Source organism: Streptomyces sp. NPDC003943 (genome assembly GCF_053605265.1).
Genome location: NZ_JBSGIW010000013.1, coordinates 91,308 through 115,162, shown reverse-complemented (window position 1 = coordinate 115,162; position 23,855 = coordinate 91,308). Strand labels below are relative to the sequence as shown.

The window sequence follows — 23,855 nt, the reverse complement described above, 5'->3', positions numbered from 1 at the left end:
GGAAATATTCCAGACCGTGCCGCGGCTGAGGGTAAGGCTCTCGGCGCGGTCCGCTAGCGGACCGCTACCGCGCGCAGCCGGACCTCGGCGCGCCGCTCGGCGGCGGCGTCCTCGTCAGACTTCGCACGCTCCAGCGCACGCTCGGCGCGCTGGGCGTCGATCTCGTCGGCCAGCTCGGCGATCTCCGCGAGCAGAGACAGCTTGTCGTCGGCGAACGAGACGAAACCGCCGTGGACGGCGGCCACGACCGTGCCGCCCTCGCTCGTACGGATGGTCACGGGGCCCGACTCCAGCACACCGAGCAGCGGCTGGTGACCGGGCATGACGCCGATGTCGCCGGAGGTGGTACGCGCGATGACCAGGGTGGCCTCGCCGGACCAGACACTCCGGTCCGCGGCGACCAGCTCGACGTGCAGCTCAGCAGCCAAGGGTGGGCTCCTCGGGTCACCACCCGGCGGTGCTGCCGGGTGTTGGGATCAATTCTAGTGGGCGTGGAGAGAGGGGCGGGACCGTTCCCGCCCCTCTCAGGCGAGCCGAGGCTCAGGAGACGCCGAGCTCCTTGGCGTTCTTCTTGAGGTCCTCGAGACCACCACACATGAAGAAGGCCTGCTCCGGGAAGTGGTCGAACTCACCGTCGCAGATCGCGTTGAACGCGGCGATCGACTCGTCGAGCGGAACGTCCGAACCGTCCACGCCGGTGAACTGCTTCGCCGCGTGGGTGTTCTGGGACAGGAATCGCTCGACACGGCGGGCGCGGTGGACAACGATCTTGTCCTCCTCGCTCAGCTCGTCGATACCGAGGATCGCGATGATGTCCTGGAGGTCCTTGTACTTCTGCAGGATGCCCTTGACGCGCATGGCGGCGTCGTAGTGGTCCTGCGCGATGTAACGCGGGTCCAGGATCCGGGACGTGGAGTCCAGCGGGTCCACGGCCGGGTAGATGCCCTTCTCGGAGATCGGACGGGAGAGAACCGTCGTCGCGTCGAGGTGGGCGAAGGTGGTCGCCGGCGCCGGGTCCGTGAGGTCGTCGGCGGGGACGTAGATCGCCTGCATCGAGGTGATCGAGTGACCACGGGTCGAGGTGATGCGCTCCTGGAGGAGACCCATCTCGTCGGCCAGGTTCGGCTGGTAACCCACCGCGGAGGGCATACGGCCGAGCAGGGTCGAGACCTCGGAACCGGCCTGCGTGAAGCGGAAGATGTTGTCGATGAAGAACAGCACGTCCTGCTTCTGCACATCGCGGAAGTACTCCGCCATGGTCAGACCGGCCAGGGCGACGCGCAGACGGGTGCCCGGGGGCTCGTCCATCTGGCCGAAGACCAGCGCGGTCTTGTCGAGAACGCCGGCCTCCTCCATCTCGACCATGAGGTCGTTGCCCTCACGGGTGCGCTCACCGACGCCCGCGAAGACCGACACACCCTCGTGCAGCTTCGCCACACGCATGATCATTTCCTGGATCAGAACGGTCTTGCCGACACCGGCACCACCGAACAGACCGATCTTTCCACCCTTGACGTACGGGGTGAGCAGGTCGACGACCTTCAGGCCGGTCTCGAACATCTCGGTCTTGGACTCGAGCTGGTCGAAGGCCGGGGCCTTGCGGTGGATCGGCCAGCGCTCGGCGTTCGCGACCGTGGACGCGTCCTCGTTGAGGACCTCGCCCAGGGTGTTGAACACCTTGCCCTTGGTGACGTCACCGACCGGCACGGAGATGGCCGCGCCCGTGTCGGTCACCGGGGCCTGGCGGACCAGACCGTCGGTGGGCTGCATGGAGATGGCGCGGACCAGGCCGTCACCGAGGTGCTGCGCGACCTCGAGGGTCAGCGTCTTGGTGCCGCCGGTGGACGGGTCCGGCACCTGGACGTTCAGCGCGTTGTAGATCTCCGGCATCGCGTCGACGGGGAACTCCACGTCGACGACCGGGCCGATGACCCGGGCGACGCGGCCCGTGGCGGCGGCCGTCTCAACAGTGGTCGTCATTACTTGTCACTCCCCGCGGTCGCGTCGGCCAGGGCTGCGGTGCCACCGACGATCTCGCTGATTTCCTGGGTGATTTCGGCCTGGCGGGCCGCGTTGGCAAGTCGGGTGAGGTTGGTGATCAGCTCACCCGCGTTGTCGGTCGCCGACTTCATCGCGCGCCGCGTGGCGGCGTGCTTCGAAGCCGAGGACTGGAGCAGCGCGTTGTAGATCCGGCTCTCGACGTACCGCGGCAGCAGCGCGTCGAGGACGTCCTCGGCCGACGGCTCGAAGTCGTACAGCGGACGGAGGGTGTCCGCCGGGCCGGCCTCCTTCGCCACCTCGTCGAGGCTGAGGGGCAGCAGCCGGGCCTCGACCGCCGTCTGCGTCATCATCGAGACGAACTCGGTGTAGACGATGTGGAGCTCGTCCACACCACCCTCGGCCGTGTCTTTCTCGATCGCCTCGATCAGCGGCTCGCCGATCTTCTTGGCGTCCGCGTACGACGGCTCGTCCGTGAAACCGGTCCACGTGTCGGCCAGCTTGCGCTCACGGAAGTTGAAGTGCGCGACGCCACGGCGACCGACGACGTAGATGTCGACCGCCTTGCCCTCGCTCTCCAGCTGCTTGATGAGCCGCTCCGCCGCCTTGATGGCGTTGGAGTTGAAGGCGCCGGCCAGACCGCGGTCGCTCGTGAGGAGCAGGACCGCGGCGCGGGTCGGGTTCTCCGCCTCGGTGGTCAGCGCGTGCTTGTCGTTCGCACCCGTGGCGACCGCGGTCACCGCGCGGGTGAGCTCGGTCGCGTACGGGGTCGACGCCTGCACCTTGCGCTGCGCCTTGACGACGCGGGAGGCGGCGATCATCTCCATCGCCTTGGTGATCTTCTTCGTCGCGGTGACGGATTTGATGCGACGCTTGTAGACCCGGAGCTGCGCTCCCATGAGTCAGGTCCCTTCCGTCGTCACTTCGAGACGTTGACGGCGGAGGCGTCGTCGCCGAGCAGCTTGCCGTCAGACGTCTCGAACTGCTTCTTGAACTCCGCGATGGCGTCGGCGACAGCCGTCAGGGTGTCGTCCGACATCTTCTTGCCCTCACGGATGGAGGTCATGAGGCTCGACTTGTTCTGGCGCAGGAACGCCAGCATCTCGGCCTCGAAGCGACGGATGTCCGCGACCGGGACGTCGTCCATCTTGCCGGTGGTGCCGGCCCAGATGGAGACGACCTGGTTCTCGGTCGGCATCGGCTGGTACTGAGCCTGCTTGAGCAGCTCGACCATGCGCTGACCGCGCTCCAGCTGCGCCTTCGACGCGGCGTCCAGGTCGGAACCGAAGGCGGCGAACGCCTCCAGCTCACGGAACTGGGCCAGGTCCACGCGCAGACGGCCGGAGATCTGCTTCATGGCCGGGTGCTGGGCGGAGCCACCGACTCGGGAGACCGAGATACCGACGTTCAGGGCCGGACGCTGGCCGGCGTTGAACAGGTCGGACTCCAGGAAGCACTGGCCGTCGGTGATGGAGATGACGTTGGTCGGGATGAACGCCGAGACGTCGTTGGCCTTGGTCTCGACGATCGGCAGACCGGTCATCGAACCGGCACCCAGGTCGTCCGAGAGCTTGGCGCAGCGCTCGAGCAGACGGGAGTGCAGGTAGAAGACGTCACCCGGGTACGCCTCGCGGCCCGGCGGGCGGCGCAGCAGCAGGGAGACGGCGCGGTAGGCGTCGGCCTGCTTCGACAGGTCGTCGAAGACGATCAGGACGTGCTTGCCCTGGTACATCCAGTGCTGACCGATGGCCGAACCGGTGTACGGCGCCAGGTACTTGAAGCCGGCCGGGTCGGACGCCGGGGCGGCGACGATCGTCGTGTACTCGAGCGCACCGGCCTCTTCGAGGGCCGCGCGCACGGACGCGATGGTGGAGCCCTTCTGGCCGACGGCGACGTAGATGCAGCGGACCTGCTTGTTGACGTCGCCCGAGCGCCAGTTGTCGCGCTGGTTGATGATCGTGTCGACGGCCAGGGCGGTCTTGCCGGTCTGGCGGTCACCGATGATCAGCTGACGCTGACCACGGCCGACCGGGGTCATGGCGTCGACGGCCTTGTAGCCGGTCTCCATCGGCTCGTGGACCGACTTGCGCTGCATGACGCCGGGGGCCTGCAGCTCGAGGGCGCGGCGGCCCTCGGTCGCGATCTCGCCGAGACCGTCGATCGGGTTACCGAGCGGGTCGACGACGCGACCCAGGTATCCCTCACCGACGCCGACGGAGAGGACCTCGCCGGTGCGCTGCACCGACTGCCCCTCCTCGATGCCGCTGAACTCGCCGAGAACGATCGCACCGATCTCGCGCTCTTCCAGGTTCAGCGCGAGGCCGAGGGTGCCGTCCTCGAACTTAAGCAGCTCGTTCGCCATGGCCGAGGGAAGACCCTCGACCTTCGCGATACCGTCGCCGGCCAGGCTGACCGTGCCGACCTCCTCGCGCGAGGCCGCGTCCGGCTGGTACGACTGGACGAAGTTCTCCAGCGCGTCCCGGATCTCCTCCGGCCGGATCGTGAGCTCCGCCATCTGGGTTCCCTGCTCTCCTTGTTGGGCCCGAAGTTTCTTAGGGGTCTGGGGGCGACCCCCAGGAATCTTCTGCAATCTCTGCACGGCCCAACCGGGCCGCTGGTCATGCTTGTTCAGTTCTGGCCGAGGTCAGCCGGCCAGGCGGCGGGTCGCCTCGTCGAGGCGCTCCGCGATGGTGCCGTTGATGACCTCGTCACCGACGCGCACCACGATCCCGCCGAGGACCGTCGGGTCCACGTCCAGGTTCAGGTGCATCTGGCGGCCGTACAGCTTGGCCAGAACGGCGCCGAGGCGCTGCTTCTGCTGGTCGGTGAGCGGCACCGCCGAGGTGACCACGGCGACCATCCGGTCCCGGCGCGCCGCGGCGAGCTTGGACAGGGACTCGAGTCCCGCTTCCAGGCTACGTCCCCGGGGCTGGGTCACGAGACGGACGACCAGGCGCTCGGTGACCACGTTCACCTTGCCGCCGAGCAGGCTGCGCAGCAGCTCGCCCTTGGCGGTGGCGGTGGCCTTCTTGTCCGTCAGCGCCGAGCGGAGCTCGTTGCTGGAGGAGACGATCCGGCCGAACCGGAACAGCTCGTCCTCGACGTCGTCGAGGCCGCCCGCCTTCTGGGCGGCGGTGAGGTCGGCGATGTTCGCCAGTTCCTCGGCGCCGTCCACCAGGTCGCGCGAACGCGACCAGCGGGAGCGCACCATGCCCGAGACGATGTCGACGGCCTCGCCGCCGACCTGTCCGGCCAGGAGTCGCTGCGCGAGCTCGGCCTTGGCCTCGCCCGCCTGCGCCGGGTCGGTCAGGACCCGACGCAGCGACACCTCGCGGTCGAGCAGCGCGGTGACCGCGGCCAGCTCGCCCGCGAGCTTGCCCGCGTCCACCGACGTGTTGTCCGTCAGCGCGTCGAGGGCCTCACGTGCGGCACTCAGTGCCTCGCGGCTCGCTCCGTTCATCGCACGGCCTCGGCCTTCTCCTCGAGCTCGTCGAGGAAGCGGTCGATGGTCCGGCTCTGACGAGCGTGGTCCTCGAGGGCCTCGCCGACCAGCTTCGCGGCCAGGTCGGTGGCGAGCTTGCCGACGTCCTGGCGCAGCGTGGCGGTCGCGGCCTTGCGGTCGGCCTCGAGCTGGGCCTGACCGGCGGCGACGATCTCCTCGCGCTGGCGCGTGCCTTCCGCCTTCATCTGCTCGATGATCGCGGCGCCCTGCTCGTTCGCCTCCTGGCGGAGACGCGCGGCTTCGTGGCGGGCCTCGGCGAGCTGAGCCTTGTACTGCTCCAGCACACTCTGAGCCTCGATCTGGGCCGACTCGGCCTTCTCGATGCCACCCTCGATGGCCTCGCGGCGCTCGTCCAGAACCTTGTTGATGTTCGGGAGGAGCTTCTTGGCGAGGAAGCCGAAGACGATGACGAAGGCGATCAGGCCGATGACGAGCTCGTCGAGATGCGGGATGAGCGGAGGCTGCTCCTCCGCCGCTTCCGCAAGAAGCAGAGCGTTCACATCAGTGCCTTCCGTAAAAGAATCGGGCTGTCAGGGCCGGCTTACTTGTAGACGAAGCCCATGACGATGCCGATGAGGGCGAGCGCCTCACAGAAGGCGAAACCCATGATCTGGTTGGTACGGATCAGGCCGGCCGCCTCGGGCTGACGGGCGAGGGCCTGGGTGCCGTTACCGAAGATGATGCCGACGCCGACGCCGGGGCCGATGGCAGCGAGGCCGTAGCCGATGGAGGCGACGTTTCCGTTGACGGCGGCGAGAGTCTCGAGAGCGGACATGCCGGTTCTTCCTTCTCTTTCAAGGACCCGGTGGGGGTTGGCCACCGGACGACTGTTGGTAAGGGGGGTGGTGCTGCTGCCGGGCCGGCTCAGTGGTGCTCGGAGAGCGCGCCCTGGACGTAGCTGCAGGCCAGGAGGACGAAGACGTACGCCTGGACGGCCTGGATGAAGAGCTCGAAGGCGGTCATGATGATGACCATCACGAAGGAGGCGCCGGCGTAGACGAAGCCGAGGCCGTTCATGAGGTACCAGGTGGCCAGCGAGAACATCACGATCAGCAGGTGACCGGCGAACATGTTCGCGAACAGTCGGACCGCGTGCGTGAAGGGCCGGATGAGCAGGTTCGAGAAGAACTCGAGAACGACGACCAGGGGCAGGATCGGGCCGAGCGACTTGTCGTAGCCGACGATGTTCTTCCAGCCGCCGACGAAGCCGTGCTTCTTGAAGGTCAGCGTGATCCAGAGGACGTACACGATCAGCGCGAGGGCCGCCGGGAAGGCGATCAGCGAGGTGACCGGGAACTGTGCGACCGGAACGATCGACCACAGGTTCATGATCCACACGAAGAAGAACAGCGAGACCATGAAGGGGACGTACTTCTGTCCGTCCTTCTTGCCGATGATCTCGTAGACGATGCCGCGGCGGACGAAGTCGTAACCGGCCTCACCGACCATCTGCATCTTGCCGGGGATCAGCTTCGGCTTGTTGAACGCGGCCCAGAAGAAGCCGACGACCACGATCGAACCCAGGATGGCGAGCAGCATCGGCTTGGTGAACTCGAAGCTGCCCACGGTGAAGATGGGCTCGTACATGAACGTGTGCAGCCCCGGCGCCGGGAAGCCACATCCAGAGAAGATGTGGCAATCCGGGTCGAAGGCAAGCGTCTGGTCAGCACTCACCGCGGGCTCCTTCAGCGTGGCGCATAGGTACGGCAACCTCGTTGTGTCGGCGCGGCACGCAGCCGCGGGTCGGCACTGGACTGGTCTTACGGATAAGGGGGCGGCGGTTCGGCATCGAGCCTCGCGCTGGGTCAGGCGCCGCTTCGGATGCCCGCGCCCGCAGTGCCGCAGTTGGCACCGGACGATAGCAGGAAGCCGAACGCGTCTTTATCCCGGCCCTACCCTTCACGGCTTCGGCCCCGATTTGTCGGGGTCGACATACATGATCTTGGCCTTCAGATAGGCCCGGGCCTGTGCGGCGACCCACACGATGGTGGTTCCGAGCAGCGTGAAGGCGAAGGCCTTGAAGTCGAACGCCGTGGTGTCCTTCAGCAAGGCCAAAAAGATGAAGAGCAGGAGCAGTTGGGCCGCGTAGAGCATGAGCAGCATCGGCTGGAACAACTGCGGAAGCTTCTTCGCCGTCCGCTGCAGAACCACCAGCCCGATGCCCATGAAGAGGATCACGACCGCGGTGCCGACGACGGCGCCGAGCGCGCCCTTGCCACCGGCGACCACACCGCTGATCACCGTGGCGATGATGCCGGCGGCGGCGGTGGGCACTGCGGTGAGCAGCAGGGTGCGTGCGTCGTTGGACGGCATGGCGGTGTCTCCGCTTGCTGGAGGGGGCGATGGTGTCGTCATGGACGAGCGTAAGCCCGGTCCGAGGTGGGTCTCGGGGCCTAAGGGACCGTCGCACTACGGTCTTTCGGCACTGTCGCCGGGTCTCGTGAACCGTATCACAAACTATTTGAATAGGTCTTTACCCGTGTGGTGTGCCAACTGTCACACGTGAGAGTGACCGCGCGCGTGTGTGCACGACAGGGGGTCGACTTGTCTGCTATTGGACCCGCGTGGGGCTTTCGTCAACCCCGCGCCCCGGCCTTACTCCGGTCGGAGAAACGCGAACGGTGGCCGATGGCGGTCGCTCCGTTGACTCCGGCGGGTACGGGCTCGCACTCCTCCTCGACGCGGTCCTCCCCCAGGAGGTCCTCCGCCTCCGGCGCCTCGGGCTCGTCGTCGAGCACCGCCCGGACCCGGCGCCGGTAGCGCGGCGGGACGACCGCCTCGGCCCAGCGCGGGGCGCGCGGCGAGAAGCGCGGCAGCAGGAGCAGCACCAGTCCGACCGCGCTCAGCAGGACCACGGAGAGGACGATCCACATCGACGTCGAGTGCACCGAGTAGGCCAGCGTGCCGAAGGCGATGAGCGCCGACCAGAAGTACATGATCAGCACCGCGCGGCTGTGCGAGTGCCCGATCTCCAGGAGCCGGTGGTGCAGGTGCCCGCGGTCCGCGGCGAACGGCGACTGACCCTTCCACGTGCGGCGCACGATGGCGAGCACCAGGTCGGCCATCGGGATCGCGATGATGGTCAGCGGCAGCACCAGCGGGATGAAGACCGGCAGGGCCGCGTGCGTCGCGGCCTTCGTCGAACCCTCGAAGATCTTCAGCGCGTCCGGGTCGACCTGACCCGTGATGGAGATGGCGGAGGCGGCCAGGATCAGGCCGATCAGCATCGAGCCCGAGTCGCCCATGAAGATCCGCGCCGGGTGCATGTTGTGCGGCAGGAAGCCCAGGCACATGCCCATCAGGATGGCTGCGAAGAGGGTCGCCGGGGCGGCCGCCTCGATGCCGTAGCTGAACCAGATCCGGTACGCGTAGAGGAAGAAGGCCGCGGCGGCGATGCACACCATGCCGGCGGCGAGACCGTCGAGACCGTCGACGAAGTTCACGGCGTTGATGGTGAGCACGACCAGGGCGACGGTCAGCAGGGTGCCCTGCCACTGGGTCAGCGCGACCGTGCCGACACCCGGGATCGGCAGCCACAGGATCGTCAGACCCTGCATCACCATCACGCCCGCGGAGATCATCTGCGCGCCGAGCTTGATCAGCGCGTCCAGCTCGAACTTGTCGTCGAGGACGCCGATCAGCCAGATCAGGGCGGCACCGGAGAGCAGCGCGCGGGGCTCGTTGGACAGCTCGAAGACGCTGTTGAGGTTCTGCAGGTGGTCGGCGACCAGCAGGCCCGCGCACAGGCCGAAGAACATGGCGATGCCACCGAGCCGCGGAGTCGGTTCTCGGTGCACGTCGCGGGCGCGGATCTCCGGCATCGCGCCGGTCGCGATGGCGAACTTCCGCACCGGACCGGTCAGCAGATAGGTCACCGCGGCCGTGACACAGAGCGTCAGCAGGTAATCACGCACGGGCTGCCCCACAGGAATCGCTGGCCATCTCAGCCCCACACCCTAGCCGGGCCGTCCCCATGGTCGAGGACACCCCGGGCCCGCGAACGGTTCCGTACGGCCCGCTTTCCCGCCCATTCACCGGCCATACGGGGGAAATCGGCCGGCAAGCTCGCGTACTTCCGCCCGTACCTTCGCCGTCTCCCGCGGGTCGTCCCGCAACGCGGCGGTGAACAGTCCGGCAATTCTCGCCATCTCCGGCGAGCCCATGCCCTGCGTCGTCACGGCGGCGGTGCCGAGCCGGATCCCGCGCCCGTCCCCGTACGGCAGCGCGCACGTGTCGAGCACCATGCCGGCGGCGGCGAGCCGGGCGCGCGCCGTGCGGCCGTCGACGCCGAAGGGCGCGGGGTCGGCGGTGATCAGATGGGTGTCCGTGCCGCCCGTCGTCAGCGCGAAGCCCTCGGCGGCGAGCGCGGCGGCCAGCACGCGGGCGTGCTCGACCACCTGATGGGCGTACGTCGTGAAGGCCGGCGTCGACGCCTCCCCGAAAGCCACCGCCTTGGCCGCGATGGTGTGCATCTGCGCGCCGCCCTGGGTGAACGGGAACACCGCCCGGTCGACGCGCGCCGCCAGCTCCTCGCCGCACAGCACGAGGCCGCCGCGCGGACCGCGCAGCACCTTGTGCGTGGTGCCGCAGACGATGTCCGCGTACGGGACGGGGCTCGGCGCGGCGCCGCCGGCGATCAGGCCCAGGGGGTGGGCGGCGTCGGCGATCAGATAGGCGCCGACCTCGTCGGCGATGGCCCGGAAGGTCGCGTAGTCGAGGTGCCGCGGATAGGAGATGGACCCGCAGACGATCGCCTTCGGCCGGTGGTGCCGGGCGAGCGCGGCGACCTGCTCGTAGTCGACGAGCCCGGTCTCGGCGTCGAGCCCGTACGGCACGAAGTCGAACCAGCGGCCCGAGAAGTTCGCCGGCGAGCCGTGTGTGAGGTGGCCGCCGTACGCGAGCCCCAGGGCGAGCACCGTGTCCCCGGGCCGCAGCAGCGCGGCGTACGCGGCGAGCACGGCCGACGACCCGGAATGCGCCTGTACGTTCGCGTGCTCGGCCCCGAACAGCGACTTCGCCCGGGCGACGGCGATCCGCTCGACCGCGTCGGCGTACTCACAGCCCCCGTGGTGCCGCGCCCCCGGATACCCCTCGGCGTACTTGTTGGCGAGCCGCGACCCGAGCGCGGCGAGCACCGCGGGCGACGTGAAGTTCTCCGCGGCGATCAGCTGCAGACTGTCCCCCTGCCGCCGCGCCTCCCCGAGCAGCACATCGGCGACCTCGGGGTCCTGGCGACGCAGTACGTCGAGCTCGTGCTCGGCTTCGGGTGGAGCGGTGACCGGCATGGGGGCACTCCGGGCGTGAGCGGGGCCTAGAAATCCACTGTAGGCACGCCAGAGCCGCCCCGCGCCCCGAGTTGGTGCACTGGGACTACCGACGCGTCAAAACCCCGACCAGCCCCGCTCAGCGCTTCGCCGGGACGCCCGTCAGCGCCGTCACCACCGGGTCCAGCGCCTGCTGGAGCCCCCATCCCGACGCGCCTCTCGCACTGCTCGGCCCCAGAGGGCCTCCCAGGCTTCGAGCCGCTGCGCCGGCCTCCGGCCGGCGGGATCAGCGCTTCGCCGGGACGCCCGTCAGCGCCGTCACCACCGGGTCCAGCGCCTGCTGGATCTCGTCGCCGATCGAGCGGAAGAACGTGATCGGCGCCCCGTACGGGTCGTTCACCTCGTCCGCCTCCGCCGACGGGGCCAGGAGCCACCCGCGTAGAGCGGCGGCCGCGCGGACCAGGGCGCGGGCGCGGTCGACGGTGCCGTGGGTGCCGAGGGGGTCCGGGAGGGTGGCCGGGTCTATGGCGCGGACGAGGCGGGTGAACTCCTTCAGGGTGAAGGTGCGCAGGCCCGCCGAGTGGCCCATCGAGATGACCTGCGCGCGGTGGTCGCGGGTCGCGGTGAGGACCAGGTCGGCGCGGATGACGTGCTCGTCGAGGAGCTCGCGGCCCGCGAAGCCGGTGTGGTCGGCGCCGAAGTCCGCGAGGACGAGTTCGGCGTTGGCCTCCATCGGGGCGCCCTCGTGGCCCCAGGTGCCCGCGCTCTCCACGATCAGGCCGCCGCTCATGGGGTCGCCGAGCCGGTCGACGAGGGCATGGCGGGTCAGCCGCTCGGTGATCGGCGAGCGGCAGACGTTGCCGGTGCTGACGTGGAGGATGCGGAAGGTACTGCGGTCGTACTCGTGCCCCGCTATGCCACGCCCCTCAGGGGCGGTCAATTCGCCACCTCGAGGTCGGGTACCACCTTCCGGAGCTCCTCCGCGCTGAGCGCGCCCTGGCGCAGCAGCACCGGCACCTTGCCCGTGACGTCGACAATCGACGACGGCACGATGCCGGGCGTCGGGCCGCCGTCGAGGTACACGGAGACGGAGTCGCCGAGCATGCCCTGCGCGGCGTCGCAGTTCTCCGGCGACGGGTGCCCGGTGAGGTTCGCCGAGGAGACGGCCATCGGGCCGACCTCGGTGAGCAGCTCGATGGCGACCGGGTGCAGCGGCATCCGGATCGCGACGGTGCCGCGGGTGTCGCCGAGGTCCCACTGGAGCGACGGCTGGTGCTTGGCGACGAGGGTCAGCGCGCCGGGCCAGAAGGCGTCGACGAGCTCCCAGGCCGCCTCGGAGAAGTCCGTGACCAGGCCGTGCAGCGTGTTCGGGGAGCCGATGAGGACGGGCGTGGGCATGTTGCGGCCCCGGCCCTTGGCGGCCAGGAGGTCCGCGACGGCCTCCGAGCTGAAGGCGTCCGCCCCGATCCCGTACACGGTGTCGGTGGGCAGCACGACCAGCTCGCCGCGGCGCACGGCGGACGCGGCCTCACGCAGACCCGTCGCACGGTCCGTCGCCTCGTTGCAGTCGTATCGCCGAGCCATCAGTCCCGCTCCTCCTCGTACACGTGCATCTGCCTGGTCATGGGGTTGCCTTGCGCGCGGTCGCGAAGCGCGGCCGGTTGTTCAGGTCGGGGTGGTCGGCGGCGTCCGCCCAGCCGGCCTCCTCGTTGAAGATCCACGGCACCTGACCGCCCTGGGTGTCCGCGTGCTCGATGACGACGAGCCCGCCGGGCCTGAGCAGCCGGTGCGCGGTGCGCTCGATGCCGCGGATGGTGTCGAGGCCGTCCTCGCCGGAGAAGAGCGCCATCTCGGGGTCGTGGTCGCGGGCCTCGGGTGCCACGTACTCCCACTCGGTGAGCGGGATGTACGGCGGGTTGGAGATGACCAGGTCGACCTGGCCGTTGAGCTCCGGCAGCGCGGTGAGCGCGTCGCCCTGGTGCACGGTGACGCGGGAGCCCTGGGCGTTCTTCCGCGTCCACACGAGCGCGTCGTCGGACAGCTCCACGGCGTGCACGCGCGAGCGCGGCACCTCCTGGGCCATGGCGAGGGCGATCGCGCCGGAGCCGGTGCACAGGTCGACGATGAGCGGCTCGACGACGTCCATGGCCCGCACGGCGTCTATGGCCCAGCCGACGACCGACTCGGTCTCGGGCCGGGGCACGAAGACGCCGGGGCCGACCTGGAGCTCCAGGTAGCGGAAGAACGCGCGGCCGGTGATGTGCTGGAGCGGCTCGCGCGCCTCGCGGCGGGCGACGGCCTCCCAGTAGCGGGCGTCGAAGTCCGCGTCCTTGACGTTGTGCAGCTCCCCCCGCTTGACGCCGTGCACGAACGCGGCGAGCTCCTCGGCGTCGAAACGCGGTGAGGGAACGCCGGCGTCGGCCAGCCGCTGGGTGGCCTGGGCCACCTCGGCAAGCAGCAGGTTCACGCTGGTCCTCCGTGGTGCGGGTGGGGCTTTACAAGGTCGTGCGTCGTGCGTCGTGCGTCGTCCGCCGGCTTGCCGTACGGGGCCTTGAGCGTCGCGGTCCTACGCGTTGGCGAGCTTGGCGGCCGAGTCGGCGTCGACGCACGCCTGGATGACCGGGTCGAGCTCGCCGTCGAGCACCTGGTCCAGGTTGTACGCCTTGAAGCCGACGCGGTGGTCCGAGATGCGGTTCTCCGGGAAGTTGTACGTACGGATCTTCTCGGAGCGGTCGACGGTGCGGACCTGGCTGCGGCGCGCGTCCGCGGCCTCGGCCTCGGCCTTCTCCTGCGCCGCGGCGAGCAGCCGGGAACGGAGGATGCGCATGGCCTGCTCCTTGTTCTGGAGCTGGCTCTTCTCGTTCTGGCAGGAGGCGACGATGCCGGTCGGCAGGTGCGTGATGCGGACGGCCGAGTCGGTCGTGTTGACGGACTGGCCGCCGGGGCCGGACGAGCGGTAGACGTCGATGCGCAGGTCGTTGGCGTGGATCTCGACCTCGACCTCCTCGGCCTCCGGCGTGACGAGCACACCGGCCGCGGAGGTGTGGATGCGGCCCTGCGACTCGGTGGCGGGCACGCGCTGCACGCGGTGCACCCCGCCCTCGTACTTCAGCCGCGCCCAGACGCCCTGGCCGGGCTCGGTGGCGCCGTTGCCGCCCTTGGTCTTCACGGCGACCTGGACGTCCTTGTAGCCGCCGAGCTCGGACTCGGTGGAGTCGATGATCTCGGTCTTCCAGCCGACGCGCTCGGCGTACCGCAGGTACATGCGCAGCAGGTCACCGGCGAACAGGGCGGACTCGTCGCCGCCGGCGCCGGCCTTGATCTCCAGGATGACGTCCTTGTCGTCGCTGGGGTCGCGCGGGACCAGCAGCAGGCGGAGCTTCTCGGTGAGCTCCTCGCGCTGCTTCTCCAGCTCCTTGACCTCGGCGGCGAAGTCGGGGTCGTCGGCGGCCAGTTCCTTGGCCGTCTCGATGTCGTCCGCCGACTGCTTCCACGCCTTGTACGTGCCGATGATCGGGGTCAGCTCCGCGTAACGCTTGTTGAGCTTGCGCGCGTTCGCCTGGTCGGAGTGGACCGAAGGGTCGGCGAGCTTCTTCTCGAGGTCGGCGTGCTCGCCGACCAGTTCCTCGACCGCTTCGAACATCGGGTGCTCCTGGGGTGAATTCGTGAAGGGCTGCTGCGGGAAATACTGCGGGGACGGCAAAGCGCCGGTCCGGTGCCCCCGTGCGGGAGCGACCCAGGACCGGCGCAGTGACGTGCTACTTCTTGGCCGCAGCCTTGCCGAAGCGGGCCTCGAAGCGGGCGACGCGGCCGCCGGTGTCGAGGATCTTCTGCTTGCCCGTGTAGAACGGGTGGCACTCGGAGCAGACCTCGGCACGGATGGTGCCCTCGGTCAGGGTGCTACGGGTGGTGAACGACGCGCCACAGGTGCAGCTGACCTGGGTCTCGACGTACTCGGGGTGGATCTCGCGCTTCAAGGTGTCTCCTAGTTTCGGGAGGGCTCCGGGTCGCCGTGCGGGATGCACATGCGTGAACCGGGGCCGACGTACCAGTCTGCCAGGACCGGCCGCATCTCCCAAAACCGGGGTCGGCGCGGAACTATTCCTGGCATCATGGATCGCTATTTCACGAGGCCGTCGGCCTTGCCGGTGGCCGTGTCCTTCGTGGCCGAGGCGGGGATCGGCCGGTCGGCCTTGAGGGCCGTCCAGACCTGCCGCGCCTGCGCCTCCAGGGGCACCACGCGGTTGGGGTCCACCGGGTCGTAGCGGACCGGCATCGTCACCATGTGGACGTCCTTGGCGCCGAGCCCGGACAGCCCCTTCGCGAAGCCCATCAGCTCGTTGACGGAGTCGAGCTCGGAGTCGGGCGTGATGGCCTTGGTCGCGGTGTCGGCGACGTCGAAGAGCTTCTTCGGGTTCGAGAAGACGCCGACGCTCTTCACCTGGTCGATGAACGCCTTCATGAACGCCTGCTGGAGCTGGATGCGGCCGAGGTCGCTGCCGTCGCCGACGCTCTTGCGGGTGCGGACCAGGCCGAGGGACTGCTCGCCGTCCAGAGTGTGCGTGCCCGGGGCGAGGTCGAGGTGGCTCTTGGAGTCCCTGATGGCCTTGGTCGTGGTGATCTCGACGCCGCCGAGCTTGTCGATGAGCTTCTTGAAGCCGGTGAAGTCGACCTCGATGTAGTGGTCCATGCGGATGCCGGACATCGACTCGACGGTCTTCACGGCGCAGGCCGGCCCGCCGACCTCGTACGCCGTGTTGAACATGGCCCGGTGCTCGCCGGCGACCTTGTTGCCCTTGGCGTCGGTGCACCGCGGGCGGTCGACGAGGGTGTCGCGCGGGATGGAGACCACGGACGCCTTCTTGTGGCCCTCGTAGACGTGCACGACCATCGCGGTGTCGGAGCGGGCCGCGCCCTCGTCCCTGCCGTACTCGCCGTTGGCGCCGGAGCGGGAGTCGGAGCCGAGGACCAGGATGTCCATCGAGCCGTTGTCGACGTCGTCGGGCCGGTCCTTGCCGAGCTGCCCGTTGATGTCGACGCCCTTGAGGTTGCCGTTCAGCTTGACGTACACGTAGCCGAGCCCGGAACCGCCGACGAGGACGACGCCGGCGGCGCCCCAGGCGGCGACGGTCGCGGCGCGGCGTCCCTTGGCGGGCGGCTTGCGGCGGCGGCCGCCGCCGGCCCGTATTCGGCCCTTCGTCTTCTGCTCGCTCATCGCCATCCCTTAGCCCAACGGTTCACCTTGGGTGACGGCGAACCACCCGAAAGGGTTGCATAGGAGGCTGTGAGGTTTCGGTGAGTGATCATCGGAAACGCGACCGCGCCCACCGAGCGAACTCGGTGGGCGCGGTCGTTTGCGCAGGTCACAGCAAGATTACGAAGGCGGAGCCCACGGACCTCGTGTGACGGACCTCTCGGCCTCGGCGTCGGCCTCGGTGTCGGCCTCGGCGTCGGCGTCAGTCGTTGTTGCCGCCGGGCGTGGTCTTCTGGATCTGCAGCAGGAACTCGCCGTTCGACTTCGTCTGCTTGAGCTTGTCGAGCAGCAGCTCGATCGCCTGCTGCTGGTCGAGCGCGTGCAGCACGCGGCGCAGCTTCCAGGTGATGGCGAGCTCGTCGCTGCCGAGCAGGATCTCCTCCTTGCGCGTACCCGAGGCGTCGACGTCGACGGCCGGGAAGATGCGCTTGTCGGCGAGCTTGCGGTCGAGCTTGAGCTCCATGTTGCCGGTGCCCTTGAACTCCTCGAAGATCACCTCGTCCATGCGCGAGCCGGTGTCGACCAGCGCGGTGGCCAGGATGGTCAGCGAGCCGCCGTCCTCGATGTTGCGCGCCGCACCGAAGAAGCGCTTCGGCGGGTAGAGCGCGGTCGAGTCGACACCACCGGACAGGATGCGGCCGGAGGCGGGCGCCGCGAGGTTGTACGCGCGGCCCAGGCGGGTGATGGAGTCGAGCAGGACGACCACGTCGTGACCCAGCTCCACGAGGCGCTTGGCGCGCTCGATGGCCAGCTCGGCGACCGTGGTGTGGTCCTCGGCCGGGCGGTCGAAGGTCGAGGAGATGACCTCGCCCTTCACCGACCGCTGCATGTCGGTGACCTCTTCCGGACGCTCGTCGACGAGGACGACCATCAGGTGGCACTCGGGGTTGTTGTGGGTGATCGCGTTGGCGATCGCCTGCATGATCATGGTCTTGCCGGTCTTCGGCGGGGCCACGATCAGACCGCGCTGGCCCTTGCCGATCGGCGACACGAGGTCGATGATCCGCGTGGTCAGCACGCCCGGGTCGGTCTCCAGACGGAGCCGGTCCTGCGGGTAGAGCGGCGTGAGCTTGTTGAACTCGGGGCGGCCGCGGCCGGACTCCGGCGCCATGCCGTTGACCGAGTCGAGGCGCACGAGCGCGTTGAACTTCTCGCGGCGCTCGCCCTCCTTCGGCTGGCGCACCGCACCGGTGACGTGGTCACCCTTGCGCAGGCCGCTCTTGCGGACCTGGGCGAGCGAGACGTACACGTCGTTCGGGCCGGGCAGGTAGCCGGAGGTCCGGATGAACGCGTAGTTGTCGAGGATGTCGAGGATGCCCGCGACGGGGATCAGGACGTCGTCCTCGGAGACCTGCGGCTCGCCGCCGCCGGCGAACTCGTCACGGCCGCGACGGCCGCGACGGTCGCGGTAGCGCCCGCGCCGGCCGCGCCGGCCGCCCTCGAAGTCGTCCTCGTCCTGCGGGCCGGCCTGCTGGCCGCCCTGCGGGCCCTGCGGGCCGCCCTGGCGCTGCTGGCGCTGGCCGCCCTGGCCGCCGCCCTGCTCGTCGCCCTTGCGGTCGCGCTGACGGTCCTGGCGGTCCCGGCGGTCGCGGCGGTCACCGCGCTCGCCACGCTCACCGCGGTCGCGGCGGCCGCGGCCCTCGGCGCCGTCGACGGCGGCCTCGGCCTTGGCGTCGGCCTGCGGCTGCGCCTCGGTCCTGGCCTCGGCCGTACGGGCCTCGGTCTTGACGGCCTGCACGGCCTCGGCGGCCTGGGGCTCGGCGCCCTCCGGCGAACCGGCGGGGGCGGTGGCCCGGCGCCGGCGGCGCTCACCCGCGGGGGCGTCGTCGGAGGCGGGCTGGCCCGGGATCTCGATCTGCTGCTGGGCGACCGGCTCGGCCTTGTCGGCCTTCGGCGCGGCCTCGGCGGCGGTCTCGCCCGTACGGGCCTTGGAGGTGGCGCGGCGCTTCGGCTTGGTCTCGGCGGCGTCCGCGGACTTGGCGGACGCGGCGGCACCGGAGCCCCCGGCCTGCGCCTCCTTGATGACCTCGATCAGCTGGCCCTTGCGCATCCGCGCGGTGCCCCTGATGCCGAGGCCGGACGCGACCTGCTGCAGCTCGGCCAGGACCATGCCCTCGAGGCCGGTGCCGGAGCGGCGGCGCCGTGCGGTGGTGCCGGAGGCAGCACCTGCGGCGGGCGCGGCGGCGTCGACACTGTTGTCGGCAGTCACGCCCATCAGATCGGTGGTGTCGCTCACGAAGGGTCCTTCCCTGGAGCGGACGTCGGCCATCTGGCTCGGCGACCGGTTGTGCTGTCCGGCATCGGCCCTGCTTGGTGGGCCGTGTCGGGGCGGTGGTCCCGCCGGGTGCGGCGGAAAGAGAGAAAACGTGCTGGGTCCGGCCCGAGCGCCCCCTGCTCGGCCCTCACCAAGAGAAGAGCGAGGGGTGTCGTGCCGGTTCCGGAGCGTGCTCGAAACTGCTCAGGCAGGCTGCTCAGGCAGTGGAGGAGGCTCCCGGAAGAATTGGTGGTCCCTGATGGGGACACTCAGCACCGCGCCTTGAAGACGTCGGGTGCACAAGCTTGAGGTTAACACTACCGGCTCCAACAAACATTCCCCCTCTCCGTCACCGGCAATCCCGTGTCCGGCTCACCGGCGATCTCGTGTCCGCGCGGGTCCCCGGCTCAAGGACGTGCGCGGACCGTGCGGGCCGCCCGGCGGGGACGGCCCCCGTGCGTCAGGGCGCGAGCGGCAGGACGCTCGCCCCGGAGTGGTCGAGGTCGAGCCGGTTGGCGGCCCAGCCCTCGCCCGCGAGCAGGGCGACCTTGTCGGCGGTGCCCGGCTCCGCCAGTGCGAGCACCGTGGGGCCCGCGCCGGAGATGACCGCGGGCACTCCGTCCGCCCGCAGCCGGTTCACGAGGGCGATGCTCTCGGGCATCGCGGGCGCCCGGTACTCCTGGTGCAGCCGGTCCTCGGTGGCCGCGAGCAGCAGCTCGGGACGGCGGGTCAGGGCCTCGACGAGGAGGGCGGCCCGGCCGGCGTTGGCGGCGGCGTCAACGTGCGGGACGGTGCGCGGGAGCAGGCCACGGGCGGTCTTGGTCAGTACGGGCTTTCCGGGGACGAAAACCACCGGAACGATGGAATCGTGCGGATCCATCGTGATCGCCCGCGCGGCGCCGACCTCGGTCCAGGCGAGCGTGAAGCCGCCGAGCAGACAGGCGGCGACGTTGTCGGGGTGGCCCTCGATCTCGGTGGCGAGTTCGAGCAGGCCGGCCTCGTCGAGGCGGGCGTCGCCGCCTATGGTCACGGCGCGGGCGGCCATGATGCCGGCGCAGATGGCGGCGGACGAGGAGCCGAGGCCACGGCCGTGGGGGATGCGGTTGGCGCAGACGACCTCGAGGCCGCGCGGCTGCCCGCCGAGCAGGTCGAAGGCCGTGCGCATGGAACGTACGAGCAGGTGGCTCTCGTCACGCGGCAGGGTGTCGGCGCCCTCTCCGGCGATGTCGACGTGCAGCCCGGAGTCGGCGACCCGGACGACGACGTCGTCGTAGAGGCCCAGAGCCAGGCCGAAGGCGTCGAAGCCCGGGCCGAGGTTGGCGCTGGTGGCGGGAACGCGCACCCGTACGGCGGCGGCGCGGAACGCTGGACCGGCCATCGCTCGATGATCTCCTTGACGTGCGGGGTGACTCGAAGGAAGTACACGGAACCCGGGGGCCGTTCGCGCCTCACGGGCGACGACGGCGACAACACCGCACACATACGGCGGGGCGGGTTCGATACAGCCTATCGAAGGAAGGTTCTGTGGCGACATAGGGCGCACAGGAGGCGCACGATGCGTGTCGCGGGCCAACCTGTGCATCTGTGTGGGTTCCTGATCGGGTTTTACCCCCGATCAAGAACCCACCAGCGATGATGCGGCGGTGACTCGGCGCCGGTTTCAGGCCAGGCCGAGGCGCTCGGCGGCGGCCGAGGCGTCGACCGGGACGGTGACCGGCTGCGGCGCGCCGGCGACGGCCCAGTCGGGGTCCTTGAGGCCGTTGCCGGTGACCGTGCAGACGATGGTCTGGCCCGGGTCGACCTTGCCCTGGGCGGCGGCCTTCAGCAGACCGGCGACCGAGGCGGCCGAGGCGGGCTCGACGAAGACGCCCTCCTGCGAGGCCAACAGGCGGTACGCCTGCAGGATCTCACGGTCCGTCACCTCGTCGATGAGGCCGCCGGACTCGTCGCGCGCGGCGATCGCGTACTCCCAGGAGGCCGGGTTGCCGATGCGGATCGCGGTGGCGATCGTCGCCGGGTCCTTCACCACCTCGCCGCGCACCAGCGGGGCGGAGCCGGACGCCTGGAAGCCCCACATGCGCGGGGTGCGCGCGGCGAGGCCGTCGGCGGCGTACTCCCGGTACCCCTTCCAGTATGCGGTGATGTTGCCCGCGTTGCCGACCGGAAGGACGTGGATGTCGGGGGCGTTGCCCAGCATGTCCACGATCTCGAAGGCGGCGGTCTTCTGGCCCTCGATGCGGACCGGGTTGACGGAATTGACCAGCGCGACCGGGTAGTTGTCGGACAGCGCGCGGGCCAGGTCCAGGCAGTCGTCGAAGTTGCCGTCGACCTGGAGGATCTTCGCGCCGTGCACGAGGGCCTGGCCCATCTTGCCGAGCGCGATCTTGCCCTGCGGCACGAGGACCGCGGAGACCATCCCGGCACGCACCGCGTAGGCGGCGGCGGAGGCCGAGGTGTTGCCGGTGGAGGCGCAGATGACGGCCTTGGCGCCGTCCTCCTTGGCCTTCGAGATGGCCATGGTCATGCCCCGGTCCTTGAAGGAGCCGGTGGGGTTGGCGCCCTCGACCTTGAGGTGCACCTCGCAGCCCGTGCGCTCGGAGAGGACCTGAGCGGGGACGAGCGGCGTGCCGCCCTCACGGAGCGTGACGACCGGCGTCGTGTCCGTGACCGGAAGGCGGTCCCGGTACTCCTCGATGATGCCGCGCCACTGGTGGGTGCCCTTGCTGGTCATGGGTCCTTACTCCCCTTCAACACGCATGATGCTGGCGACACCGCGCACGGTGTCGAGCTTGCGCAGCGCCTCGACGGTCCCGGAGAGGGCGGCGTCGGGCGCGCGGTGGGTGACGACGACGAGCGATGCCTCGCCGTCCTTGCCCTGCTGGCGCACCGTATCGATGGATACGCCGTGCTCGGCGAAGACCGTCGCGACCTGGGCGAGCACGCCAGGCTTGTCGGCCACGTCGAGGCTGATGTGGTACCGCGTCACCACGTCGCCCATGGGGCTCACGGGCAGCTGGGTGTACGCGGACTCGCCGGGGCCCGTCGCCTCGTTGAGACGGTTGCGGCAGACGGCGACGACGTCGCCGAGAACGGCGGAGGCGGTCGGCGAGCCGCCCGCCCCGGGGCCGTAGAACATGAGCTGTCCGGCGGCCTCCGCCTCGACGAAGACCGCGTTGTACGCCTCGCGGACGGAGGCGAGCGGGTGGCTGAGCGGGATCATCGCGGGGTGCACGCGCGCGGTGACGGACTCGCCGTCGGCGGCCCGCTCGCAGATCGCGAGCAGCTTGATGGTGCAGCCCATCTCCTTGGCGGAGGCGAAGTCGGCCGCGGTGACCTCGGTCATGCCCTCGCGGTAGACGTCGTCGAGGCGGACCCGGGTGTGGAAGGCGATGCCGGCGAGGATGGCGGCCTTGGCGGCGGCGTCGAAGCCCTCGACGTCGGCGGTCGGGTCGGCCTCGGCGTAACCGAGGGCGGTGGCCTCGTCGAGGGCCTCGGAGTAGCCGGCCCCGGAGGTGTCCATCTTGTCGAGGATGAAGTTGGTCGTGCCGTTGACGATGCCCATCACCCGGTTGATCTTGTCGCCGGCGAGGGACTCGCGCAGCGGCCGGATCAGCGGGATGGCGCCGGCGACGGCGGCCTCGTAGTAGAGATCCTGCCCGTGCTGCTCGGCGGCGGCGTAGAGGGTCGCGCCGTCCTGGGCGAGCAGCGCCTTGTTGGCGGAGACGACGGAGGCGCCGTGCTCGAAGGCGGTGGTGATGAGGGTGCGGGCCGGCTCGATGCCGCCGATGACCTCGACGACGACGTCGATGTCGCCGCGTTTGACGAGGGCGGTGGCGTCGGTGGTGAGCAGCTCGGCGGGGATGCCGGCGCGGACCTTGTCGGGCCGGCGGACGGCGACGCCGGCGAGCTCGACCGGCGCGCCGATGCGCGCGGCGAGGTCGTCGGCGTGCGTCGTCATGATGCGCGCCACCTCTGAGCCGACCACTCCACAGCCCAGCAGCGCCACCTTCAGCGGACGCGTACGCATCATCCGACCTCGTTTCTCGAACCTACTGATCCGTATCTCTACGGTTCTCTGCGTCGTATCCCTACGGGATCCCTACGGTGGAACCAGTCTCACGCACCGGACGTCCATTTCAGGGCTTTGTCCGGATGGCGAGACATGGATTCCATCACATGACTATTTTCGTCACCCGACGTCGAGACGCAGGAGATCTTCCTCCGTCTCGCGCCGCACGATGACGCGCGCCTCGCCGTCCCGTACCGCCACGACGGGCGGGCGCAGCGCGTGGTTGTAGTTGCTCGCCATGGAGCGGCAGTACGCCCCGGTGGCGGGCACGGCGATCAGGTCGCCGGGGGCCACGTCGGCGGGCAGGAACGCGTCGCGGACGACGATGTCGCCGCTCTCGCAGTGCTTGCCGACGACGCGGGAGAGCATGGGCTCGGCGTCACTGGTACGGGACGCGAGGACGACGCTGTACTCGGCGTCGTACAGCGCGGTGCGGATGTTGTCCGACATGCCGCCGTCGACGGAGACGTACGTGCGCAGCCCCTCCAGCGGCTTGACCGTGCCCACCTCGTACAGCGTGAACGCGGTCGGGCCGACGATGGCCCGCCCCGGCTCGACGGAGATCCGCGGCGTCCGCAGCCCGGCGGCCTCGCACTCGCGGGTGACGATCTCGGTGAGCGCCTTGGCGATGTGGTGCGGCTCGCGCGGGTCGTCGTCCGACGTGTACGCGATCCCGAGCCCGCCGCCGAGGTCGATCTCGGGCAGCTCGACTCCGTGCTCGTCCCGCACCTCGGCGAGCAGCTGCACGACGCGGCGCGCGGACACCTCGAAGCCCGCCATGTCGAAGATCTGCGAGCCGATGTGCGAGTGGATGCCGATGAGCTCAAGACCGTCGAGCGCGAGGGCCCGGCGCACCGCCTCGGCGGCCTGGCCGCCGGCGAGGGCGATGCCGAACTTCTGGTCCTCGTGGGCGGTGGCGATGAACTCGTGGGTGTGCGCCTCGACGCCGACGGTGACGCGGATCTGGACGCGCTGCCGCTTGCCGAGGGACTCGGCGATGTGCGCGACCCGGACGATCTCCTGGAAGGAGTCGAGGACGATGCGCCCGACGCCGGCCTCGACGGCCCTCTCGATCTCCTCGGTGCTCTTGTTGTTGCCGTGGAAGGCGATGCGCTCGGCGGGCATGCCGGCGGAGAGGGCGGTGGAGAGCTCGCCGCCGGAGCAGACGTCGAGGTTGAGCCCCTCTTCCTTGAGCCACCGGACGACGGCACGGGAGAGGAACGCCTTCCCCGCGTAGAAGACGTCGGCGTCCTTGCCGAAGGCATCGGCCCACGCGCGGCAGCGGGCGCGGAAGTCGGACTCGTCGAGGAAGTAGGCGGGAGTGCCGAACTGCTCACGGAGCTCGGCGACGCTCAGACCACCGACGGTGATCTGCCCCTGCTCGTCCCGGGAGACGGTCCGGGCCCAGACCTTCGGGTCGAGGTGGTTGAGGTCGGCGGGCGGCGCGGAGTAGTGCCCCTCGGGGAGGACATCGGCGTGACGGGGCCCGGCGGGGTGGGCGGAACGGCTCATGA

General features: G+C 69.9%; 22 protein-coding genes. All 22 read right to left on the bottom strand.

Annotation, left to right across the window (positions count from 1 at the left end):
• Positions 1 to 53 precede the first annotated feature (53 nt).
• Positions 54 to 428, bottom strand: a complete 375-nt coding sequence (locus tag ACWEV0_RS08525) for a F0F1 ATP synthase subunit epsilon (RefSeq protein WP_453147629.1) — start codon at positions 426 to 428, stop codon at positions 54 to 56.
• Between the two features lie 112 nt (positions 429 to 540).
• The gene (gene atpD, locus ACWEV0_RS08520; RefSeq protein ID WP_453147627.1) at positions 541 to 1,980 is read right to left on the bottom strand and encodes a F0F1 ATP synthase subunit beta; all 1,440 of its coding nucleotides are present in this window, start codon (positions 1,978 to 1,980) and stop codon (positions 541 to 543) included.
• On the bottom strand, positions 1,980 to 2,897 hold the full coding sequence (locus ACWEV0_RS08515) for a F0F1 ATP synthase subunit gamma (protein ID WP_453147626.1): 918 nt from the start codon (positions 2,895 to 2,897) through the stop codon (positions 1,980 to 1,982). Before ACWEV0_RS08515 ends, atpD begins: the two co-directional genes overlap by 1 nt.
• 20 nt (positions 2,898 to 2,917) lie before the next feature.
• A complete protein-coding gene (gene atpA, locus ACWEV0_RS08510; RefSeq protein ID WP_453147624.1) occupies positions 2,918 to 4,513 on the bottom strand; it encodes a F0F1 ATP synthase subunit alpha in 1,596 nt (531 codons plus the stop codon).
• A 129-nt stretch (positions 4,514 to 4,642) separates the two neighbouring features.
• The gene (locus ACWEV0_RS08505; RefSeq protein ID WP_453147623.1) at positions 4,643 to 5,458 is read right to left on the bottom strand and encodes a F0F1 ATP synthase subunit delta; all 816 of its coding nucleotides are present in this window, start codon (positions 5,456 to 5,458) and stop codon (positions 4,643 to 4,645) included.
• Positions 5,455 to 6,000: a F0F1 ATP synthase subunit B gene (locus tag ACWEV0_RS08500; protein WP_403792046.1), complete on the bottom strand. Its 546-nt coding sequence runs from the start codon at positions 5,998 to 6,000 to the stop codon at positions 5,455 to 5,457. Before ACWEV0_RS08500 ends, ACWEV0_RS08505 begins: the two co-directional genes overlap by 4 nt.
• A gap of 41 nt (positions 6,001 to 6,041) precedes the next feature.
• Positions 6,042 to 6,275 carry an ATP synthase F0 subunit C gene (atpE, locus tag ACWEV0_RS08495; protein ID WP_010474382.1) on the bottom strand — a complete coding sequence of 78 codons (234 nt, stop codon included), beginning with the start codon at positions 6,273 to 6,275 and terminating at the stop codon, positions 6,042 to 6,044.
• Between the two features lie 89 nt (positions 6,276 to 6,364).
• Positions 6,365 to 7,174, bottom strand: coding sequence for a F0F1 ATP synthase subunit A (atpB, locus tag ACWEV0_RS08490; protein ID WP_453147621.1), 810 nt, complete (start codon positions 7,172 to 7,174; stop codon positions 6,365 to 6,367).
• A gap of 225 nt (positions 7,175 to 7,399) precedes the next feature.
• Positions 7,400 to 7,813: a hypothetical protein gene (locus tag ACWEV0_RS08485; protein ID WP_453147619.1), complete on the bottom strand. Its 414-nt coding sequence runs from the start codon at positions 7,811 to 7,813 to the stop codon at positions 7,400 to 7,402.
• Between the two features lie 263 nt (positions 7,814 to 8,076).
• A complete protein-coding gene (locus ACWEV0_RS08480; protein WP_453147618.1) occupies positions 8,077 to 9,414 on the bottom strand; it encodes an MraY family glycosyltransferase in 1,338 nt (445 codons plus the stop codon).
• A gap of 117 nt (positions 9,415 to 9,531) precedes the next feature.
• Positions 9,532 to 10,785 (bottom strand): serine hydroxymethyltransferase, encoded by a 1,254-nt coding sequence (locus ACWEV0_RS08475; RefSeq protein WP_453147616.1) that lies wholly within the window; start codon positions 10,783 to 10,785, stop codon positions 9,532 to 9,534.
• A gap of 265 nt (positions 10,786 to 11,050) precedes the next feature.
• A complete protein-coding gene (locus ACWEV0_RS08470) occupies positions 11,051 to 11,704 on the bottom strand; it encodes an arsenate reductase/protein-tyrosine-phosphatase family protein (RefSeq protein WP_453147614.1) in 654 nt (217 codons plus the stop codon).
• Positions 11,701 to 12,348 carry an L-threonylcarbamoyladenylate synthase gene (locus ACWEV0_RS08465; RefSeq protein ID WP_451607260.1) on the bottom strand — a complete coding sequence of 216 codons (648 nt, stop codon included), beginning with the start codon at positions 12,346 to 12,348 and terminating at the stop codon, positions 11,701 to 11,703. The genes ACWEV0_RS08470 and ACWEV0_RS08465 overlap by 4 nt, the downstream gene beginning before the upstream one ends.
• Positions 12,349 to 12,385: 37 nt before the next feature.
• Positions 12,386 to 13,231 (bottom strand): peptide chain release factor N(5)-glutamine methyltransferase, encoded by an 846-nt coding sequence (gene prmC, locus ACWEV0_RS08460; protein WP_403792059.1) that lies wholly within the window; start codon positions 13,229 to 13,231, stop codon positions 12,386 to 12,388.
• Between the two features lie 99 nt (positions 13,232 to 13,330).
• On the bottom strand, positions 13,331 to 14,407 hold the full coding sequence (gene prfA, locus ACWEV0_RS08455; RefSeq protein ID WP_451607261.1) for a peptide chain release factor 1: 1,077 nt from the start codon (positions 14,405 to 14,407) through the stop codon (positions 13,331 to 13,333).
• Between the two features lie 115 nt (positions 14,408 to 14,522).
• Entirely contained in the window at positions 14,523 to 14,741 is a 219-nt protein-coding gene (rpmE, locus tag ACWEV0_RS08450; RefSeq protein ID WP_046909139.1) for a 50S ribosomal protein L31, read from the bottom strand.
• 143 nt (positions 14,742 to 14,884) lie between these two features.
• Complete coding sequence (locus ACWEV0_RS08445; protein ID WP_453147611.1) at positions 14,885 to 15,979, bottom strand: LCP family protein; 1,095 nt, start codon at positions 15,977 to 15,979, stop codon at positions 14,885 to 14,887.
• Between the two features lie 241 nt (positions 15,980 to 16,220).
• Positions 16,221 to 18,254, bottom strand: coding sequence for a transcription termination factor Rho (rho, locus tag ACWEV0_RS08440; protein WP_453147609.1), 2,034 nt, complete (start codon positions 18,252 to 18,254; stop codon positions 16,221 to 16,223).
• 478 nt (positions 18,255 to 18,732) lie between these two features.
• Positions 18,733 to 19,650: a homoserine kinase gene (thrB, locus tag ACWEV0_RS08435; protein WP_403792067.1), complete on the bottom strand. Its 918-nt coding sequence runs from the start codon at positions 19,648 to 19,650 to the stop codon at positions 18,733 to 18,735.
• Between the two features lie 282 nt (positions 19,651 to 19,932).
• The gene (thrC, locus tag ACWEV0_RS08430) at positions 19,933 to 21,003 is read right to left on the bottom strand and encodes a threonine synthase (protein ID WP_453147607.1); all 1,071 of its coding nucleotides are present in this window, start codon (positions 21,001 to 21,003) and stop codon (positions 19,933 to 19,935) included.
• A gap of 6 nt (positions 21,004 to 21,009) precedes the next feature.
• A complete protein-coding gene (locus ACWEV0_RS08425; RefSeq protein WP_453147605.1) occupies positions 21,010 to 22,302 on the bottom strand; it encodes a homoserine dehydrogenase in 1,293 nt (430 codons plus the stop codon).
• A gap of 159 nt (positions 22,303 to 22,461) precedes the next feature.
• Positions 22,462 to 23,853, bottom strand: coding sequence for a diaminopimelate decarboxylase (gene lysA / locus ACWEV0_RS08420; protein WP_453147603.1), 1,392 nt, complete (start codon positions 23,851 to 23,853; stop codon positions 22,462 to 22,464).
• Between the last annotated feature and the right edge of the window lie 2 nt (positions 23,854 to 23,855).

Excerpts from the sequence above, each read along its gene's own strand:
- atpD (WP_453147627.1), bottom strand. The coding sequence starts at position 1,980 with ATGACGACCACTGTTGAGACGGCCGCCGCCACGGGCCGCGTCGCCCGG.
- ACWEV0_RS08515 (WP_453147626.1), bottom strand. The coding sequence starts at position 2,897 with ATGGGAGCGCAGCTCCGGGTCTACAAGCGTCGCATCAAATCCGTCACC.
- atpA (WP_453147624.1), bottom strand. The coding sequence starts at position 4,513 with ATGGCGGAGCTCACGATCCGGCCGGAGGAGATCCGGGACGCGCTGGAG.
- ACWEV0_RS08505 (WP_453147623.1), bottom strand. The coding sequence starts at position 5,458 with ATGAACGGAGCGAGCCGCGAGGCACTGAGTGCCGCACGTGAGGCCCTC.
- atpE (WP_010474382.1), bottom strand. The coding sequence starts at position 6,275 with ATGTCCGCTCTCGAGACTCTCGCCGCCGTCAACGGAAACGTCGCCTCC.
- ACWEV0_RS08485 (WP_453147619.1), bottom strand. The coding sequence starts at position 7,813 with ATGCCGTCCAACGACGCACGCACCCTGCTGCTCACCGCAGTGCCCACC.
- ACWEV0_RS08475 (WP_453147616.1), bottom strand. The coding sequence starts at position 10,785 with ATGCCGGTCACCGCTCCACCCGAAGCCGAGCACGAGCTCGACGTACTG.
- ACWEV0_RS08465 (WP_451607260.1), bottom strand. The coding sequence starts at position 12,348 with ATGGCTCGGCGATACGACTGCAACGAGGCGACGGACCGTGCGACGGGT.
- prfA (WP_451607261.1), bottom strand. The coding sequence starts at position 14,407 with ATGTTCGAAGCGGTCGAGGAACTGGTCGGCGAGCACGCCGACCTCGAG.
- ACWEV0_RS08445 (WP_453147611.1), bottom strand. The coding sequence starts at position 15,979 with ATGAGCGAGCAGAAGACGAAGGGCCGAATACGGGCCGGCGGCGGCCGC.
- thrB (WP_403792067.1), bottom strand. The coding sequence starts at position 19,650 with ATGGCCGGTCCAGCGTTCCGCGCCGCCGCCGTACGGGTGCGCGTTCCC.
- thrC (WP_453147607.1), bottom strand. The coding sequence starts at position 21,003 with ATGACCAGCAAGGGCACCCACCAGTGGCGCGGCATCATCGAGGAGTAC.
- ACWEV0_RS08425 (WP_453147605.1), bottom strand. The coding sequence starts at position 22,302 with ATGATGCGTACGCGTCCGCTGAAGGTGGCGCTGCTGGGCTGTGGAGTG.
- lysA (WP_453147603.1), bottom strand. The coding sequence starts at position 23,853 with ATGAGCCGTTCCGCCCACCCCGCCGGGCCCCGTCACGCCGATGTCCTC.